Source organism: Candidatus Berkiella cookevillensis (assembly GCF_001431315.2).
Lineage (GTDB): Bacteria > Pseudomonadota > Gammaproteobacteria > Berkiellales > Berkiellaceae > Berkiella_A > Berkiella_A cookevillensis.
On the sequence record NZ_LKHV02000001.1, the window covers coordinates 2,654,948 to 2,671,486 of the forward strand.

18 protein-coding genes and 1 tRNA gene are annotated in these 16,539 nt (G+C 39.7%); 10 read left to right on the forward strand and 9 right to left on the reverse strand.

From position 1 onward, the window contains the following. The first annotated feature begins 77 nt into the window (after positions 1–77). From rpsT to motB, 3 genes are all read left to right on the forward strand, one after another. A complete protein-coding gene (rpsT, locus tag CC99x_RS11350; RefSeq protein ID WP_057624270.1) occupies positions 78–344 on the forward strand; it encodes a 30S ribosomal protein S20 in 267 nt (88 codons plus the stop codon). A 486-nt stretch (positions 345–830) separates the two neighbouring features. Then, positions 831–1,718 (forward strand): flagellar motor stator protein MotA, encoded by an 888-nt coding sequence (motA, locus tag CC99x_RS11355; RefSeq protein WP_057624250.1) that lies wholly within the window; start codon positions 831–833, stop codon positions 1,716–1,718. A gap of 3 nt (positions 1,719–1,721) precedes the next feature. Then, the gene (motB, locus tag CC99x_RS11360) at positions 1,722–2,612 is read left to right on the forward strand and encodes a flagellar motor protein MotB (protein WP_057624251.1); all 891 of its coding nucleotides are present in this window, start codon (positions 1,722–1,724) and stop codon (positions 2,610–2,612) included. A 43-nt stretch (positions 2,613–2,655) separates the two neighbouring features. Here motB and cgtA read toward each other — a convergent pair whose 3' ends face one another. From cgtA to rplU, 3 genes are all read right to left on the reverse strand, one after another. Then, the gene (gene cgtA / locus CC99x_RS11365; RefSeq protein ID WP_057624252.1) at positions 2,656–3,723 is read right to left on the reverse strand and encodes an Obg family GTPase CgtA; all 1,068 of its coding nucleotides are present in this window, start codon (positions 3,721–3,723) and stop codon (positions 2,656–2,658) included. A 70-nt stretch (positions 3,724–3,793) separates the two neighbouring features. After that, complete coding sequence (gene rpmA, locus CC99x_RS11370; RefSeq protein ID WP_057624253.1) at positions 3,794–4,081, reverse strand: 50S ribosomal protein L27; 288 nt, start codon at positions 4,079–4,081, stop codon at positions 3,794–3,796. 51 nt (positions 4,082–4,132) lie between these two features. Beyond that, a complete protein-coding gene (gene rplU / locus CC99x_RS11375; RefSeq protein WP_057624254.1) occupies positions 4,133–4,468 on the reverse strand; it encodes a 50S ribosomal protein L21 in 336 nt (111 codons plus the stop codon). 169 nt (positions 4,469–4,637) lie between these two features. Between rplU and CC99x_RS11380 the strand changes: the two genes are divergently transcribed. Together CC99x_RS11380 and CC99x_RS11385 are read left to right on the forward strand one after the other, a co-directional pair. Further along, positions 4,638–5,606, forward strand: a complete 969-nt coding sequence (locus CC99x_RS11380) for a polyprenyl synthetase family protein (RefSeq protein WP_057624255.1) — start codon at positions 4,638–4,640, stop codon at positions 5,604–5,606. 333 nt (positions 5,607–5,939) lie between these two features. Continuing rightward, positions 5,940–6,016, forward strand: a tRNA-Pro gene (locus tag CC99x_RS11385). An 84-nt stretch (positions 6,017–6,100) separates the two neighbouring features. On the opposite strand, the gene CC99x_RS11390 is transcribed toward CC99x_RS11385, so the two are convergent. Next, a complete protein-coding gene (locus CC99x_RS11390; RefSeq protein ID WP_057624256.1) occupies positions 6,101–6,502 on the reverse strand; it encodes a hypothetical protein in 402 nt (133 codons plus the stop codon). Between the two features lie 121 nt (positions 6,503–6,623). Here CC99x_RS11390 and CC99x_RS11395 point away from each other — a divergent pair, with 121 nt between their 5' ends. Continuing rightward, entirely contained in the window at positions 6,624–8,096 is a 1,473-nt protein-coding gene (locus CC99x_RS11395; protein WP_057624257.1) for a hypothetical protein, read from the forward strand. Positions 8,097–8,214: 118 nt separating this feature from the next. After that, the gene (locus CC99x_RS11400) at positions 8,215–8,604 is read left to right on the forward strand and encodes a hypothetical protein (protein WP_057624258.1); all 390 of its coding nucleotides are present in this window, start codon (positions 8,215–8,217) and stop codon (positions 8,602–8,604) included. A gap of 114 nt (positions 8,605–8,718) precedes the next feature. Here CC99x_RS11400 and CC99x_RS11405 read toward each other — a convergent pair whose 3' ends face one another. Further along, on the reverse strand, positions 8,719–9,462 hold the full coding sequence (locus tag CC99x_RS11405; RefSeq protein WP_259596588.1) for a transposase family protein: 744 nt from the start codon (positions 9,460–9,462) through the stop codon (positions 8,719–8,721). Then, positions 9,422–9,877, reverse strand: coding sequence for a hypothetical protein (locus CC99x_RS11410; RefSeq protein WP_057625658.1), 456 nt, complete (start codon positions 9,875–9,877; stop codon positions 9,422–9,424). Before CC99x_RS11410 ends, CC99x_RS11405 begins: the two co-directional genes overlap by 41 nt. Before the next feature lie 210 nt (positions 9,878–10,087). Between CC99x_RS11410 and CC99x_RS11415 the strand changes: the two genes are divergently transcribed. Beyond that, positions 10,088–11,452: an alkaline phosphatase D family protein gene (locus CC99x_RS11415; RefSeq protein WP_057625123.1), complete on the forward strand. Its 1,365-nt coding sequence runs from the start codon at positions 10,088–10,090 to the stop codon at positions 11,450–11,452. Positions 11,453–11,688: 236 nt separating this feature from the next. After that, positions 11,689–12,627, forward strand: coding sequence for a DMT family transporter (locus CC99x_RS11420; protein WP_057625124.1), 939 nt, complete (start codon positions 11,689–11,691; stop codon positions 12,625–12,627). Between the two features lie 39 nt (positions 12,628–12,666). Here CC99x_RS11420 and nhaA read toward each other — a convergent pair whose 3' ends face one another. Genes nhaA through glsA form a run of 3 tightly spaced genes read right to left on the reverse strand, consistent with a single transcriptional unit; the run spans position 12,667 to position 15,371 of the window. Further along, entirely contained in the window at positions 12,667–13,836 is a 1,170-nt protein-coding gene (nhaA, locus tag CC99x_RS11425) for a Na+/H+ antiporter NhaA (protein ID WP_057625125.1), read from the reverse strand. A gap of 52 nt (positions 13,837–13,888) precedes the next feature. After that, positions 13,889–14,356, reverse strand: coding sequence for a nucleoside deaminase (locus CC99x_RS11430; RefSeq protein WP_057625126.1), 468 nt, complete (start codon positions 14,354–14,356; stop codon positions 13,889–13,891). A gap of 46 nt (positions 14,357–14,402) precedes the next feature. Continuing rightward, the gene (gene glsA, locus CC99x_RS11435; protein WP_057625127.1) at positions 14,403–15,371 is read right to left on the reverse strand and encodes a glutaminase A; all 969 of its coding nucleotides are present in this window, start codon (positions 15,369–15,371) and stop codon (positions 14,403–14,405) included. A gap of 312 nt (positions 15,372–15,683) precedes the next feature. Here glsA and CC99x_RS11440 point away from each other — a divergent pair, with 312 nt between their 5' ends. Next, positions 15,684–16,439, forward strand: a complete 756-nt coding sequence (locus tag CC99x_RS11440) for an outer membrane protein (protein WP_057625128.1) — start codon at positions 15,684–15,686, stop codon at positions 16,437–16,439. The last annotated feature ends 100 nt before the right edge of the window (positions 16,440–16,539 follow it).

The window sequence follows — 16,539 nt, forward strand, 5'->3', positions numbered from 1 at the left end:
GCCTATTAAAACATTGACATCTCAAACTAAAATAGCGATGATTGCAAGCTTTCGAAACAGCTTCGGGGATAAATACTTTGGCTAATACAAAACAGGCTAAAAAAAGAGCACGTCAAAATGAAAAACGCCGCCAAGAAAATAAGTGGCAGGTTTCAAGAATGTACACGCATGTTAAAAAGGTACTGCTTACTATCGCTACAGGCGATCATGGCAAAGCGCAAACAGAATATCAAATAGCGACCTCTTATATTGATCGTTTAGTGATTAAAGGTTTAATTCACAAGAATAAAGCTGCACGTCATAAAAGCAGATTAAATAAGAAAGTTTTGGCGCTGGCTGCATAAAACTTCGCCCGGGTACCCGATTTACCCCCTTTGCTTTAATATTCCTAAGGCAGAGGGGTTGTAGTTTAGTCATGCCTACAAGTTAATTTATTGACTTATTTCCTCTATCTCTTCTTCAAAATAGTCTTATCAAAAGGCCATGGTATGCTTCAGTTAGTTATATCTCCCCTCTTGGCCGGCCTTAAAATATATGTGTATAATCAAATGACTCTCTTGCTCTGTCTACGAGAGAGATGCACACATTTTCTTTAAACAGTAGAATATTGTGTCATACCAGCGAAGGCTGGCATCCAGAATTTATCTTGATAGCAATCTTCAAGACTTGTTCTGCGTTTTCCTTTAGTAGTTTAATAAAGTATAGAAAAATTGATTCTTGATATGTACTAGATGCCAGCCTTTGCTGGCATGACAATACAAATCACTTAAAGCAGGGCGAATCTAGACCGCCATAATAAGCAAAAAACATAAGGACATGGGTTTTAAAATATGCTGATCCTCATTGGGTATTTAGCTGTATTGGCTTCTGTTTTCGGGGGCTATGCATTGGCAGGAGGCCATCTAGCAGCCTTATTTCAACCTGTAGAATTATTAATGATTGGTGGTGCGGCCACTGGCGCCTTTATCTGCAGCAATAGCGGCAAAGTGCTCAAGGCCACCCTTAAAGAGCTAGGTCGAGCTTTCCTGCCGTCTAAATACAATAAAGTCGCTTATGCTCAGCTCTTAAGCGTACTTTACTCCTTACTGGTAAAAATCCACCATCAAGGTTCTATTTCCTTAGAGGCCGACTTAGAAAATCCTCAAGAAAGCCCAATTTTCGCTGCATACCCTAAAATATTAGCCAACCACCATGTTGTAGAATTTATTTGCGACTATTTCCGTATGATCATTAACGAAGATCTCAGTGTGCATCATGTTGAAAATCTAATGGACAATGAAATTGAAACGCATCACCACGAAGCGCTCATGCCTTCACATGCTGTTGCTAAACTCGCTGATGGTATGCCTGCTTTTGGTATCGTCGCCGCTGTGATGGGGGTTGTACATACCATGGAATCCATCAGCTTGCCCCCCGCAGAACTGGGTATGTTAATTGCAGCCGCACTGGTTGGAACTTTCTTGGGTATTTTACTTGGTTATGGCTTTATCGGCCCATTGGCAGTCATCATGGAACAACGTGCCAATGAAAGTACCCAAATGTTTCAATGTATTAAATTAGTCATACTTGCTCAAATGCATAAGTGTTCAAATCAAACGGCGATTGAATTTGGCCGTAAAATTTTATTTTCTACAGAACGCCCCTCTGCAAAACAGCTAGATGAGATGCTAGAAGAAGTTAAAAAAGCGACTCGTGGTAATGCAAGTGCGAGTACATAAAACATGGCAAAAATAATAGCTGGAACAGATACTTCTGAAGAAAAGCCCCCTTTGATTGTGATAAAGAAAATTAAGAAAGTCAGTGGTGGTCATCATGGCGGTGCTTGGAAAATTGCTTATGCTGATTTTGTAACAGCCATGATGGCATTCTTTCTGTTAATGTGGCTAGTAAGCTCCGTTAATAAATCAAAATTAGAAGGCATTGCTGAATACTTTAAACAACCACTCAAAATTCTCAACAAAGGTGGCGACAACTTAGCAGAGATCTCACCTAAAACTGTGTTACAACCTAAAATTGACACAACTGAACGAGAAAAAGAGAAGGAAAAACATGCACTTCCTTCTAAGTTAGATATGAAAACAGTAGAAGACCTTAGAAAACAAAAAGAACTTGAACATTTACAGCAAATGAAAGGCGCTATTGAAAATATGATTAACAGCACGCCTGATGTCTCTAAATATAAAGATCAAATTAAAGTAGATATCACCTATGAAGGCTTGCGTATTCAAGTCATTGATAACGAAGAGCGCCCCATGTTTGCCATGAGCAGTGATGAACTAGAACCCGAAATCAAGCCTGTACTCCGATCACTTGCGCCTATTTTCATGGAAATTCCGAATAAAATAAGCATTATTGGTCACACAGACGGCTTTGAATATAATTCTGAAGATACCAAAAAGAGCAACTGGGATCTCTCTTCCAACCGAGCAAACTCAGCGCGTCGAGAATTAGAAGCCGCTGGGATGCCAAAGGATAAAGTATTAAGAGTAATGGGATATGGCGCTTCTATTTTGCTGGATGCCAGAAATCCACACAATCCAAAGAATCGTCGGATCAGTATTGTTGTGATGAAAGACGAAGTAACCACAGAGGCCATTGTTCAAAATAAGTAGCTTTACTTTAGTTCAAATAAGCAAAGCGACTACTTTGAGTCTGTTACCAATCTTGAATTTCTGTGTTTTGAAATTCTGTGCTCTCATTCTCTGCTCTGTTAGCAAAGGCTTGTCTATAAACAAGCAATGCTTGCGCAATCTCTTTGCACATTTCTTGTGTGCCCCTACGCTCAGCAGCAGAAATAACAAAAATAGGCGTATCCTCACCTTTATACGCACGAATGCGTTGCTTGAGCTCATCAATGCTGGCTGAATCAACGCAGTCTGCTTTATTGAGCACCAACCAGCGTGGCTTCTCCAATAGCTCAGGGCTGAACATTCTTAATTCTTCTTCAATCAACAAAATATTGTTGAAGCAATCTTCTTCCAACATATCAACAATGTGCAAGAGAAGGTGTGTGCGTGTGAGATGCTTTAAAAATTGTAAACCTAAACCTGCTCCCAAATGGGCACCTTCTATAAGACCCGGGATATCTGCAATCACAAAACGCGTTGAACCATCAACACTTACCGTGCCTAACTGAGGATAAGTCGTTGTAAAAGGATAATCTGCGACTTTGGTCGTGGCATTGGATACCGCTTGAATGAGGGTTGATTTACCCGCATTTGGAAAGCCCACAACCCCCACATCAGCAAGCAATTGTAGCTCTAAACGCAATTTACGCTCTTCACCAGGTTTACCCTTGGTCGTCTTGCGCGGTGCGCGGTTTGTCGAGGTTTTAAAATGTACATTTCCTAAACCACGTGCGCCGCCTTGTGCAATCAACATCGTTTGGCCATCGGTGATTAACTCAGCTAAGATTTCCTGAGTATCTTCATCTCTAATGATGGTTCCTGCAGGTACCTTTACCCAGCATGACTCACCATCATGACCACGGCATTGTTTACCATGACCACAATCACCACTTTTGGCTTGAAAAACGGTTTGATAGCGAAAATCAATTAAGGTATTGATGGAGGCATCTGCGACAAGATACACATTACCGCCTTTGCCACCATCTCCGCCATCAGGACCACCAAAGGGCACAAATTTCTCACGTCTAAAACTAGAGGAGCCATTGCCACCTTTACCGGCTTGAACACGGATGATTGCTTCGTCGACGAATTTCATATCTTGTTACTACTTTATTGAAGACCCTCTACTAAATACACTTTAGCAAAAGGTCTTGGGAATCATTCTATTAAGCTTGTGCGGGAATTTGTTGTGCGGAGTCAGCGGGGATAATGCTAACAGTGCGGCGATTTAATCGACCAGTCACTTTAAAGTTAATATATCCTGATACTTTTGCAAATAAAGTATAATCACTGCCTTGGCCTACAAATACACCTGGATGAAATTTGGTACCCTTTTGTCTGACAATAATGCTGCCAGCTGTTACCCATTCACCACCATAACGCTTAACACCTAAATACTTCGGGTTAGAATCTCGACCATTGCGAGTACTACCGCCTGCTTTCTTATGTGCCATTTCTGCCCCTTGTTATTTTTCTTTAACGCAGCGAGCAACCTTCGAAAAGGATTATGCTGCTTGTATATTAGTAATTTCGATTTCAGTAAACGATTGGCGATGCCCTTGTTTACGACGGTAGGTTTTACGTCTTCTCATTTTGATAATGGTTACTTTATCACCACGACCATGTTGAACAATCTTAGCTTCAACAGTAGCTTTATCAAGGAAAGGAGCACCTACTTGGATTTTTTCACCTTCACTAACAAGCAACACAGCTTCTTTGCTGAATACAATTTTATTTCCTGGTTCGCCAACCAACTTTTCAACTTGGAGCTTTTGACCAACCTTAACACGGTATTGCTTGCCCCCAGTGGCGATGACGGCAGTGGGATTTAATTCACTCACAGGACTCTCCAAATTTATTTAACTTTTACTTTCTATCAGGCTTTCGCCACGATTCGCTTGAGCCTTGGACATCAAGCATAAGGCCAAAAATTTTACTTTAATTCTTAGTAAAAAAGCAATAATTTAGTGTATCCTAACTAAACTATTAAATAATTAAGCAAGTTAACACATGACTATTCAGCCCCTGCGACAATGTGTAAGCAGCGAATTACAAGCTGTTGATACGCTTATTGTCAGTAGTTTGGAATCCAAGGTTGAGACAGTTAACCAGATAGGGCATTACATTGTCAACAGTGGCGGCAAACGAATTCGCCCTTTAGTTGTTTTGCTTTCTGGTAAAGCCTGCCAGGCTCAGTCCGAAGAAGCAATCGCAATGGCCACCATCATAGAGTTTATCCATACAGCAACACTATTGCACGATGATGTTGTCGATCGCTCACTCTTGCGTAGAGGCATACCCACTGCAAATGCTGTCTGGGATAATGCCTCAGCTGTTTTGGTTGGAGACTTCATCTACTCACGCGCTTTTCAAATGATTGCTAGGCTTAAGAATGCAGAAGCCACTGAGATATTAGCAGAAACCACCAATGTGATTGCTGAAGGGGAAGTTTTGCAACTAACCCACAGACAACAACCCGACATCAGTGAAGCGCAATATCTACGCGTCATTGAATATAAAACAGCAAAGCTCTTTGAAGCCGCTTGCCAACTCGGTGCTGTGCTAGGCAATCAATCTCGCACTATTAAACAAATGCTTGCCTCCTATGGTAAGCATATTGGTATTGCCTTTCAGTTAGTCGATGATTTACTAGACTATCAAAGCAATAACCCAGATTGGGGCAAAAATATTGGCGACGATCTGGCGGAAGGCAAGGCTACCCTGCCATTGATTTATGGGATGCAACACGGGGATGCAGCGCTTGCCGAGCTAATTAAAAGCGCCATTCTCAACAAAGGCTCTGATAAATTAGCTGAGATACAAAGTGGCATTGTGTCATCTGGTGCGATTGATTACACTATGCGCTTGGCCTCTGAAGCCATCAGAAATGCCAAAAAAGCTTTAACGCTGCTTCCCGATACAGACTATAAAGCAGCCTTGAATGATTTAGCAGATTTTGTTGTCGCAAGAAATTATTAGTGGTGAAGCAACCGGAATGTATGAAAATACATGGGACTACAAAACTACGAAAACAAGACGGTATAAAGCGAAAGCACAAAATTCATTGCTCGAAGTGCTTTTGTTTTAGGCAAGGCGTCGAGTAATGAGCAACCGGAGTGTACGCAAGTACATGAGGATTGCGAAACTACGAAGACAACACAGCATAAAGCGAAAGCACAAAATTCATTGCTCGAAGTGCTTTTGTTTTAGGCAAGGCGTCGAGTAATGAGCAACCGGAGTGTACGCAAGTACATGAGGATTGCGAAACTACGAAGACAACACAGCATAAAGCGAAAGCACAAAGAGCAAAAGCGGGGTGTAGCTCAGCCTGGTAGAGCACTGCGTTCGGGACGCAGGGGTCGTAGGTTCAAATCCTGTCATCCCGACCAAACACACAAGGTCCGTTCTTGAGCTGATAACTTAGCTAAAATTTTAATTTTCAAACTTGTTTATAAAGATCATAATCAATACATTCAGCATCTTCTAAATACTTTATTACCAAGCATTTGTACTGTCTCGGACTCCACGATTTGATTGACTACTTTCTTTGTAGGCTCATATAGGCCATATGCCGTCGCTGCACTAACAATCAGGCAATCCGATAGATCTTCTTGGCCATTTAATGCTCGATAAGTAGCAAACCCAAATAATAGCGTTTGAGCAAGATTTTTCGTCAAGTCGCTCTCATTTTGCGCAATATCAGCGGTAATATCGATCGCGGGATCAGCAATGATTTGGTTCGTATCATTCAAATAAGCCAAGCGCTCCAACTCTATTTTTCTTTTTGAGTGCAAACATACATTGACCAAGCTTTTCATTGAAGCAACACTTGTAGACACAACACGCCATAGAAAAGGAACATTGAAGTTAAGCATTTTATTCCTATATGCCATTTTTGATTACAATTTCAACATCTTAATACAAGCCAATTATTTTATGAACTTTTTCTCCCTGTTGTCAGACTAAACTCAAAACAATAAACAACAGAGCGTGTATATGCTAAATTCCCCTGATCTAAATGACAGCCATCATGCAAACACAAATGCAATAGGATTATTTGAAGATCTTGCAGGTCAAACTCGTTTAAAAGAAGCTTATGAACATCTATTAAAGGCTGACACTGGTATTGTGGGTAAATTTTTTAATATCCTCAACGCCTTTACAGATAGAGAAGATATAAAAAGCTGCGAAATTGCAGAAAATGCCTTGGTTGATTTTTTTGCTCAACTCAATATTGATTTCAGAGCCGGGCTCTCTGATATTACACAACTCACTGCTCACCATTTAGAAAATGATTTACAGCGCCAACAAGCATTATATTTATTGTGTTATACACACCTTAACCTGAATGTGAGTTCTGGCGGAAAAATTACAACAAAATATGTTTTTGATGATCAATCACAAAAAGAAATTGAAGCCGTGCTGATGGCGCTAGAGGACGTGCAATTTGGACCTGCGTATTATATGCATACAAAACTTTCTCATGTTGATCCCGATCATACTCCTACCTTAATGCTGCAAGGCGCACGATTAGGAAATATAGAGTCTCGTTATGCCTATGTTGCTCGATATCTAAGCCATCTGGCAGGAACAGCGATTATGGCAACGCCACCCGCATTTGAATTTCCAGAAGGAATAGATCAACAAATAATGATAGCATGGATAAAAGAAACCAAAAATACAGGATATACAGCAGGCGTATCCAACATACAAAATTTTATTAGCAATGTATTTGGGGCACTGGGTGCCATACATCAACCACCAGAAAAACAAGTGACCGATGCACAAAAAGCACGACTCATTGAAATGGCAGAACTCGTTAAAGCTATTTCTGACGATAAAAAAGTGAATAAAGCGATTGATACTATTTTAAATATGGATGTAAAAAATAAATCATACGAGGAAATAAAAGAAAAATATCTCCAGATTGTAAAAGAGGCTGATCAATATCTTTCAGAACAATACAGCACCCCTCTTAAGCGAACGCCTTTGAAAATAGAACAATGTTTGTTCGATGGAGAATTAAATGCTATGCAAATGCAAATGGAGCAAGAAAGAAGCCGTTTACAAGCACTGAATTCTGCAACCGCAAATATTTTTAATAAACCTATAGAAAAAATGGAAAAACACAGGGCAATGTTATTAAATGCACAGGATCAAAAAGAGACTAAAAAAGTTTTAGGAAAAGTGAAAGCGAACATAGGACTCTTACATGAAGAGGTCAAAGAAGCAGAAGAAGTTTCGCACTCCTTTAGAGCATTCATGAAAAGAACCGCCAATAAAATAAAAAATTGGTTATATAATAAATTCAATATTGAAACCGAAAAATCCTCTTTAAAGACACCTGTTATTGTTAAAACTTATGACATGAAAACAGAAGCCAATAAATTACTTAAAAAGGCCGCTATGCCTCCTAAACAATCTGATAAAACACCCGAACATATTGCGAAGAAACCCAAGCACACCTAAAGATTATTTCTTTTTAATCTGCTTGACTTCACAAGAATTTTCATTATTTAATCGAAGGGCATTCAAGCTAGAATTTAACTAGAAGCTGTCTCAAAAAGAGATCAAAGGAGATTGACTCATGCCCAACATTGCCACTCTTATTTTAGGCGTACCGCAATATCATGCGGACACCCAAAGCTCTAGCGCAAAACTTGCCGTAACTTTCGAAGAAAATGTCCAGGTAGACGACTTATATTTAGAAGTAAAAATAGCGGATCGCCTTTATAAAATACCTGGTATCGTAAAAGATGCAAAAGAAGCCTATCCTGAGCAACACGCAGATTCAAGCCAACCTAATTCTGCCATACAAACCTCAAGCAAGCATATACATTTTTCAATTGAAGATCTGATCCCTAATCAATCTTTTACTTATAAAGTAAAATCAAAAACCAAACAAGCTATCTACGAATCCCCGTATTGCCTCATAGCAAAACCTAACCCAAGGGGTCGTTCGTTGCCTCATAACTAAAGTAACCGAGAACATTTAATTCAAAGACTTTTATTTTGTTAAAAGCAGATAAAAAACAAACAGTAAGCTCGAGGCCGTTGCTGAATAGATATGCAATATTCATCTTTCTTCTCCTTAGAGTCGTTGCCTCACATTTGAACTAACTTTTATGTGCTTAAATATTTCAACCAATTTTGTTTCTATTATTTTCTTAAGTGTAAACGGATTAAGGGTTGCATGAATAGCCTGTAGTTTTTCTTTTGTGGTATCTGCAACAGAATCTGACTCTAATACCCGCTCATAAGGCGTTTTTGCAGGTTCATATTGTTTCTTGTATTTAGCGCCAATACGCTCTTTGCTTTTTAGCTTCATCGATGGCATGAAGTGATTTTGAAGCAGGCTCCATTCGTTTCGGTATAAATCATTCATCAAAACAACCGTTTTCTTTTTGTCTAGCCTGTCATACCCAAATAGGTTTCGCACATGCGTCCAATTTTTCTGTTCTACATGAGCATTATCATTCTTTTTATAGGGGCGTGAACGTGTAAACTGAACAGGCTTTTCTCTTTTAGTAAAATAATCATGTAATGCATGATTAATAAACTCACCGCCGTTATCACAATCAAACCCTAAAACCTCAAAGGGTAAAACCTTTTCTATATCACTGATACGTTCATAAACAAGGCCACCTTCTTTATTCCACATGGCTCGATTTTCTGTCCAACCTGTAAAAATATCTGTAACGGTTAGACTCCAAGCAAAACGACCAGCAACACTATCGCCACAGTGCGCAACAGTGTCTGCTTCCACATAACCTGGCCGTGTTATATCCCAATGACTAAATTGTATTTGTATATGAGATGCCAGGTTTGGTTGCACAGCGTCCTTTAAGTTTGTTTGTCGCTCGTATAGGCTTTAGTAAGCGATCGATAGTAGCAGGGCTAATTGATAATAGCCGGTGCCTTATTTCAGGTGCTAGAGAGCCATAGGTTGACTCATAGCTTGGCAGCCAGAGTTTAATGATGGGTTTTAGCCTTTTGCCACAGGGTTGGTCGGCGGTAAACCAAATCTGCTTTAATGGCTCTAAGAGGGCGGGTTTATCATACACTGGTTTTAATCCCGCTCTCTTTTTTTCCTTAACTGGTTTCTTCTTTAGTAGCTGAATCGCATATTTTCTATTGTATCCACATACAGCACAAAACTCATTGAGTATTGCACTCTTTTTTGACCTATCAGCATTCACGTATCGCAACAAAATCGCTTGAAGATAGCTCTTTTTTTCTTGATACCCCATATGTGTAACCTCCTGTTCCCTGGTTACTTTTAATATGAGGCAACGAAGCCTACTTTGCGTTCATAGAGTTAGATTTAATTTGAGGCAATTCGATCCCCTAATGTTTTACACGATAAAAAAACCAGACATCAGGCAGTAACTGTCAAAGCCCCACCTGCAGATAATTTTGAAGGCAAAATTAGAATAGGCTTTGGCGCAGATCAAGAAATCATGGATGTCATTCAAGCAATTAAAGCAGATGATAAAATAGCAAAATTATTTGGTTTAAGCTTAGATCAAAGTGAAACCACAACTAAGATTTATGAGTTATTAGCGCAGAAAAATCTTGACCTCTTCATTCATGGTGGCGATCTGATGTATGGAGAGAATTCGCTTCCCAAAGAGATGGTTACTACCCTGGAAGAATTTCGCCATCATCTCTATTTAGATTTTCATCAAATTGTTCGCATGGCTCTAAAACAAATATATGCTTTAAGAGGCTTAGATGATCATGATCTTGGTCGTAATAATGCATCTAAAGAAGCGGTTGATGCAGATCCCCATGCCTTTGAAAATGCACTGAATGCCTTTAATGAATTTTTCCCTGTTCCAACGGAAGAAGCAGATCAACATCGCGGATCTTTTTTTAAAACAAAATTTGGACCAATTGAAATCTGGTGCTTAAATACTCGTCTCTACAATACAGAAGGCAAGTCTTTGCTTGGCGATGCGCAGTTTAAATGGCTCGAAGAAACCTTAAGTGCTTCTACCGCAAAAGTTAAACTTGTACTCACCCCTCTACCGTTGGTGATGGGGAAAAAGCCTGCCGAAGATCATCGTGGCAATGCCCAAGCTTGGCTAAAACTCGTTAATCTGCTCTTTGATCATAATGTAAATGGTGTTCTTTCAGCGGATATTCATGCTCGCTCACGTGTTGATCTGGTAAGGGAGATAGAGGGTGAACGAAAAGAAATGTTCCAAATTATCAGTGGTGCCTTAGGCGGCCGCCCGCAATCTATTTCCAAAGCAGAAAGAAAACAACTGCCCACACCATTGCTGCCCGAAGGATTATCGGCAGATGAGAAGGCAAGCTTCAGTGCCAGCCGTGTTCGCTCCTACTATACGCCTTTACACAGCCCAACGGATGTACCTTTACTTGGTGGAATTGGTAGGTTACCACTGGGCAAAAAGAAAAGGCGCGCCTATAAAGATGAAGCGTGGGTCGGCAAATCTTATGCTAGTGGTCAGTATGGTGTCGATCTCCTAGAAATTGATACGCAAGCAAATACCATTCATTCAAGCTATGTTGCTGTTGGCAAAAAGGGCTCAAAAGATGTTTTTACGGATGAAGCAACTTATTCTTTGCAAACACATATAGCCCCAAAGAAAGATCTTCATGACACACTCGCTGACTATATGAGTTCTTCCGCAGAAGAAAAAGATGAAATTTTAGCTCTGTCAGTCAAACCTACTAAAACACCCATTCTTTTATCTAAGCATGTAGTCCAAGCTCAAGATATCCCCACTGCTGATAGTACTGTCAGTAAAGACAAAGAAAAGAAACGCAAAGATGTTAAGACTAAGGCTGTAATCTAAATCAATAAGCGAAGTGCAAATATGTGCTTCGCTTATCCCATCAAAAACGCTCTAAACAGTATGGGACAGCCACAACAGTGTTTGTTAAGTAACACAATATATGTATTCTGCTTTCAATTACCACGCCTTGCGTGTACTATTCACCTTTGCTTGAATGTAGCTTGCCTAAAGCTTTGTTAAGTCTCTTTCATATCTACTTTTGATTCAACGTGAAGACTTCTATAGGAGGGTAAAGCATGCCCTGGGTGCTTGTACTATTTGCTTTATTTGCTGGCCTATTTACCTTAAGTAAATCAGCGCTTGAATACTCAGAACCCTTCTTTTTAATCGGCTCGCGCATGCTGTTTGCGGGTATATTGCTGCTTGGTCATCAATTTCTGTTTCAACGCAAAAACATCAAGCTAAAGCTTAACCACATTCTGCCTCTCTTTTTGCTCGGACTCGTCAGCATTTACATTACCAACATTGCTGAGATCTGGGGACTACAATTTATGAGTTCCTCAAAGGCATGCCTAATTTATAGCTTATCTCCTTACGTGGCTGCCTTATTTGCTTATTTTATGCTACAGGAACGTTTGTCTTTAAAGAAATGGGTTGGGCTGTGTATAGGTTTTATCGGTATATTGCCCATTCTTTTTGCTGACTACTCCATGCAAAGCTTCTCAAAAGAAATCTTTATTTTCTCTCGTGGTGAGATAGCACTGCTTATTGCCGTATTTGCTAGCGTTTATGGCTGGATTTTACTGAAGAAAATTATTAATGATTTTAAACACTCGCCTATCTTAGCCAATGGCTTCGCAATGGTGATTGGTGGAACTTTTGCCCTCTTTCACTCGTATTTAAGTGGTGAAACTTGGTCTCCTATTCCCGTCATTAATGCACAATACGCAGCTTATATTGAATGCGCATTGTGGATGACCCTTATTTCAAACATTATTTGCTACAACCTATATGGTTACCTGTTAAAGCGCTTTACAGCCACCTTCATGGCGTTGGCAGGATTGGTTACCCCACTGTTTGCCACCTTTTTTGGATGGTACTTCCTTAATGAAACCATTACTTGGCATTATTTCGGCTCTATGATTATTTTTTCTATCGGTCTCATTATCTTTTATCAAGAAGAGCTACAAACTAATTTTGATGCTCCTATTGAAGGCAGAGAAGCAAATTCATAAATATGATGGTGCGCTAGAATTTCTTTTTTAGCGCACATTTCAAGTCCCTCTTGAACGCGTTTCCCAATAGATAAACAAAGCCCCAATACAAGCAGCTGTCGCGGAAGCTAACAATATTGCCAATCGACTTTCTGCGGCTAATTGTAGATGATTCACATCAAAAGCAAGAAAACTAATAAATAAGCTCATGGTAAATCCTATACCACAGAGAAATGCCATCCCAAGCAGTAACCGTAGATTTACACCGTTAGGGAGTTTTGCTTTAAACAGTACCATACCAAGCCATGTTCCCAGTAAAACCCCTATCGGTTTTCCTAACAATAAACCACTTGCCACTCCTTGCGAAACAGTATCCAGAGAAGCCAAGGACTGTGTATTAATAGAGACGCCCGCATTGGCAAAAGCAAATAAAGGTAAAATGAAAAATACAACATAAGGATGCAATTCATGCTCTAATTTTTTCAATGGAGATATTGACTGGGAAACACTTTGCAAAGGAATACAAAATGCCAATAGTACACCAGCAATCGTCGCATGCACGCCCGATTTCAAAACACAAAACCACAAGACACTACCTAACAAGATATAGGGTAAGATTGCATAGACATTTTTGCGATTCAAGAGATAAAGTGCAAAAACCAATACACCCGACAAACCAAGTGCTATCAATGACAGTTGTGAAGTATAAAAAATTGCAATAATTAAAATAGCGCCTACATCATCGATAATGGCTAAGGTCACTAAAAATATTTTCAATCCGATAGGAATGCGAGAGCCAAACAAGGATAAAACGCCCAATGCAAAAGCAATATCCGTAGCTGCAGGAATCGCCCACCCTCTCATACGCGTAGGATCATCTTGCGTGAAAAAAACATAAAACAGCGCAGGAACAATCATTCCAAAAAGAGCGGCAATACCAGGCAAGACTCGACTTTTAGCATTTGACAATTCCCCCTCTAACCATTCTCTTTTTAGCTCTAACCCTACAAGCAAAAAGAAAACAGCCATCAAGCCATCATTAATCCACAATAAGAGAGTCTTATCTAATCCAAACTCACCTATTTTAACAATGACGGGCAATTGAAAAAACTGAACATATGCTTCACTGAAAGGAGAGTTTGCGATGCATAATGCAATGACTGTTGCAAAGGCAAGAAGCACGCCACCGGCAGCCTCCCATTTGAAAAAATTTTGGAGATACCCTAGCATGCATCAAATCCCTAAATGACTCATTTTATAATTTACAAGATATCTGATAGTTTTAATAAATGGCTCTATTTAGATTCTGCCACTCTTGAAAAACAGGCTCTACCTCAGCATTCAGTGACATCATTTGACAAGGAACATCACGATTCTCTACAGGCTGTGCTATCTGTTCATAAAACAAAGCATCATCAAAGCCATACTTTGCAGCAATTGTTCTATCTGCGCCCACATATATTTTCTTGATCCTAGACCAATAAATAGCGGCAAGACACATAGGACAAGGCTCTACCGTTGTGTAAAGTTCACAGTCAGAAAGCACATGTGTTTTTAATTGTTTACAGGCTAAACGAATTGCATTTATTTCTGCATGGCAAGTTGGATCTGAATCTTTGAGTACCGTGTTATGAGCAACTGAGATAACTTTATCATTCAACACGATTACTGCACCAAAGGGGCCACCATCGTTATTTTGAATACCTTCTCGTGAGCTTTGAATAGCCAATTGCATTGCTTTGTCTAACATTGTGCACCATTTGATTGAAAAAACTTACTTCACTGTAATCAAATTTTCAGTTACTTTCAATTCTTAGATATCCCCACGGTGCCGCAAAATGCCAATCAAGCGCTTGAGAGACGTGAGACAGAACTTCGTGTCCTCTTATGCTTCCCCCTTTATCATTCAAGCGAGGGCTACAGATTGCAATGCCACCACGACCTGTAGAAAGAGAAATAATAAGGCCAGAAACACCACTTTTAGAAGGCATACCTGTTTTTACAAGATGCATACCAGACTCATCATAAAGCCCACAGGTTGCCATAATAGAGACCACACAATTACTAGTTCTTTCTGAGATAACACGTGTGCCATCTGGTAATAAACCACCATTGGCTAAAATCATAGGTAAATAAGCTGCTGTTTGAATATCAGCCTCATATGAGCATAAATAAAAATAAGTCTCCAGTGTATCGTCTACAGACAAAGGCAATTCTCCTTTGCTCTTCAATAGATAGGCAATAGAGCGATTTCTATCACCCGTCGCACGCTCTGAAGCAAAAACCTTCCCATTTACATTTAATTCTTTACCAAAAAGTTTTGATGCCCAACTATCTAACCATTGTGCACGCTCTTGCGTATCGCCGCCTGGTATATGGCTACATAATGCAATTGCACCTGCATTGATCATAGGGTTAACAGGTGTTGCACCATATCTATCAACTTGCGCAATAGAAGAGAAAGGTTGTCCTGATGACTCTGCATGAATCCAGGAGAAAATCTTTTCTTCACCATATTCTTCCATCAATCCAATCAGTGAAATCAATTTTGCAACACTTTGCAAAGTAAAGGTATGCTGCTCATAATCTCCGCTGGATATTTGTGTTCCATCAGATAGCAAAATAGAACCTGATAATAAATCAGGATTCACATTTGCAAGTTCGGGAATATAATTTGCAGGCATGCCATTTTGATTATGTTTTGCACGCTCAATTGCTTGATTTAAAATCATTTGAATTTGCTGTATATATTTATCTCTTTCCATCGGCAATCAACCAAGCAAATGCGAGTGTTATAACTAAATAGGATAGCGCGAAATCAAGCTATCCTCAAGCGTCACATCGCTTCTAAAGCATGTATTGCACATACACCGGAAGCTGTTTCAAAAATACACCTTTGCATTGATCCTTATATTGCAAATATTTTTGCGCTATTCATTTAGGTTTACGCATCTTAGGTTTAAATCAACATGCCAACATTCAATCTAGAAATTAGCACTTATTACAAATACAATATGTGCTCTGTTTTATAACTTAACCAACTACCAAATCATAATCTTCATAGAAAAGGATGTAATATGCGTTGTTTTAAATCCACTCTCTTCTTGATCATCTCTACACTTCTCTCAACAACACAAGTCCATGCAGAATGGGATTGGAATCTTTTGTTAGGCGCCTCTGCGGGCATAGCAAGCAGAGAAGGAAAGCTCACCACAGAAATGGATTATACAAATGATATTATTCCACCAGGATTTTTTCGCACCAATATAAAACATAATCTTAAAGATACGGGCTTTATATGGGGAATCCTTGGTGGTGCACAAGCAACGTGTGGTGCTTATATGTTCGGTATAGAAGCCAGCGTTGACTGGCCTCGTTATGATTCTGCCCATGCCTTTGCCTTTACTGACTCACAAGGTGCACAAGGCTGGAATGGTCTTGCTCGATATGAACAAGGTAACAACATTGCCTTGAGTATGCGCGCAGGTTATCGCGTATTCGATTGGCTCATGGGCTATGTCAGAGTAGGTGGCGAAACCAGCAAGGATAAATTACACACTCAGTTCTCGGGCAATGAATTTTATCCCTTTGGTATTAGCATGGAAAGCTCTCGAAGAAGCTTACGCTTTTTAGGTGGTGTTGGTATTGAAATACCATTCCCCTTTCTTTCTAGCTTAGTTGCGCGTGCAGAATACAATTTCCATTCTAAGGGTAAAAATCTAGGCGTCCACGGTGCAATAGCAGACAATTTTAATATTGATCCTTCCTTTATTGCAGAAACTAGGCAAAAAATGCATTCTGGTATTGGGGCAATTGTTTGGAATTTTGGTTAAAACTTACCTCAGCTCTTGGCATCAAGAGCTGATTCTTCTACACAAGAGCGTAGTAACTATTTCCCCTCTACCTGTTAGTGGTCAAGTAAATTTAACCCTC

Excerpts from the sequence above, each read along its gene's own strand:
- motA (WP_057624250.1), top strand. The coding sequence starts at position 831 with ATGCTGATCCTCATTGGGTATTTAGCTGTATTGGCTTCTGTTTTCGGG.
- motB (WP_057624251.1), top strand. The coding sequence starts at position 1,722 with ATGGCAAAAATAATAGCTGGAACAGATACTTCTGAAGAAAAGCCCCCT.
- cgtA (WP_057624252.1), bottom strand. The coding sequence starts at position 3,723 with ATGAAATTCGTCGACGAAGCAATCATCCGTGTTCAAGCCGGTAAAGGT.
- rpmA (WP_057624253.1), bottom strand. The coding sequence starts at position 4,081 with ATGGCACATAAGAAAGCAGGCGGTAGTACTCGCAATGGTCGAGATTCT.
- CC99x_RS11380 (WP_057624255.1), top strand. The coding sequence starts at position 4,638 with ATGACTATTCAGCCCCTGCGACAATGTGTAAGCAGCGAATTACAAGCT.
- CC99x_RS11390 (WP_057624256.1), bottom strand. The coding sequence starts at position 6,502 with ATGCTTAACTTCAATGTTCCTTTTCTATGGCGTGTTGTGTCTACAAGT.
- CC99x_RS11395 (WP_057624257.1), top strand. The coding sequence starts at position 6,624 with ATGCTAAATTCCCCTGATCTAAATGACAGCCATCATGCAAACACAAAT.
- CC99x_RS11400 (WP_057624258.1), top strand. The coding sequence starts at position 8,215 with ATGCCCAACATTGCCACTCTTATTTTAGGCGTACCGCAATATCATGCG.
- CC99x_RS11410 (WP_057625658.1), bottom strand. The coding sequence starts at position 9,877 with ATGGGGTATCAAGAAAAAAAGAGCTATCTTCAAGCGATTTTGTTGCGA.
- CC99x_RS11415 (WP_057625123.1), top strand. The coding sequence starts at position 10,088 with ATGGATGTCATTCAAGCAATTAAAGCAGATGATAAAATAGCAAAATTA.
- CC99x_RS11420 (WP_057625124.1), top strand. The coding sequence starts at position 11,689 with ATGCCCTGGGTGCTTGTACTATTTGCTTTATTTGCTGGCCTATTTACC.
- nhaA (WP_057625125.1), bottom strand. The coding sequence starts at position 13,836 with ATGCTAGGGTATCTCCAAAATTTTTTCAAATGGGAGGCTGCCGGTGGC.
- CC99x_RS11430 (WP_057625126.1), bottom strand. The coding sequence starts at position 14,356 with ATGTTAGACAAAGCAATGCAATTGGCTATTCAAAGCTCACGAGAAGGT.
- glsA (WP_057625127.1), bottom strand. The coding sequence starts at position 15,371 with ATGGAAAGAGATAAATATATACAGCAAATTCAAATGATTTTAAATCAA.
- CC99x_RS11440 (WP_057625128.1), top strand. The coding sequence starts at position 15,684 with ATGCGTTGTTTTAAATCCACTCTCTTCTTGATCATCTCTACACTTCTC.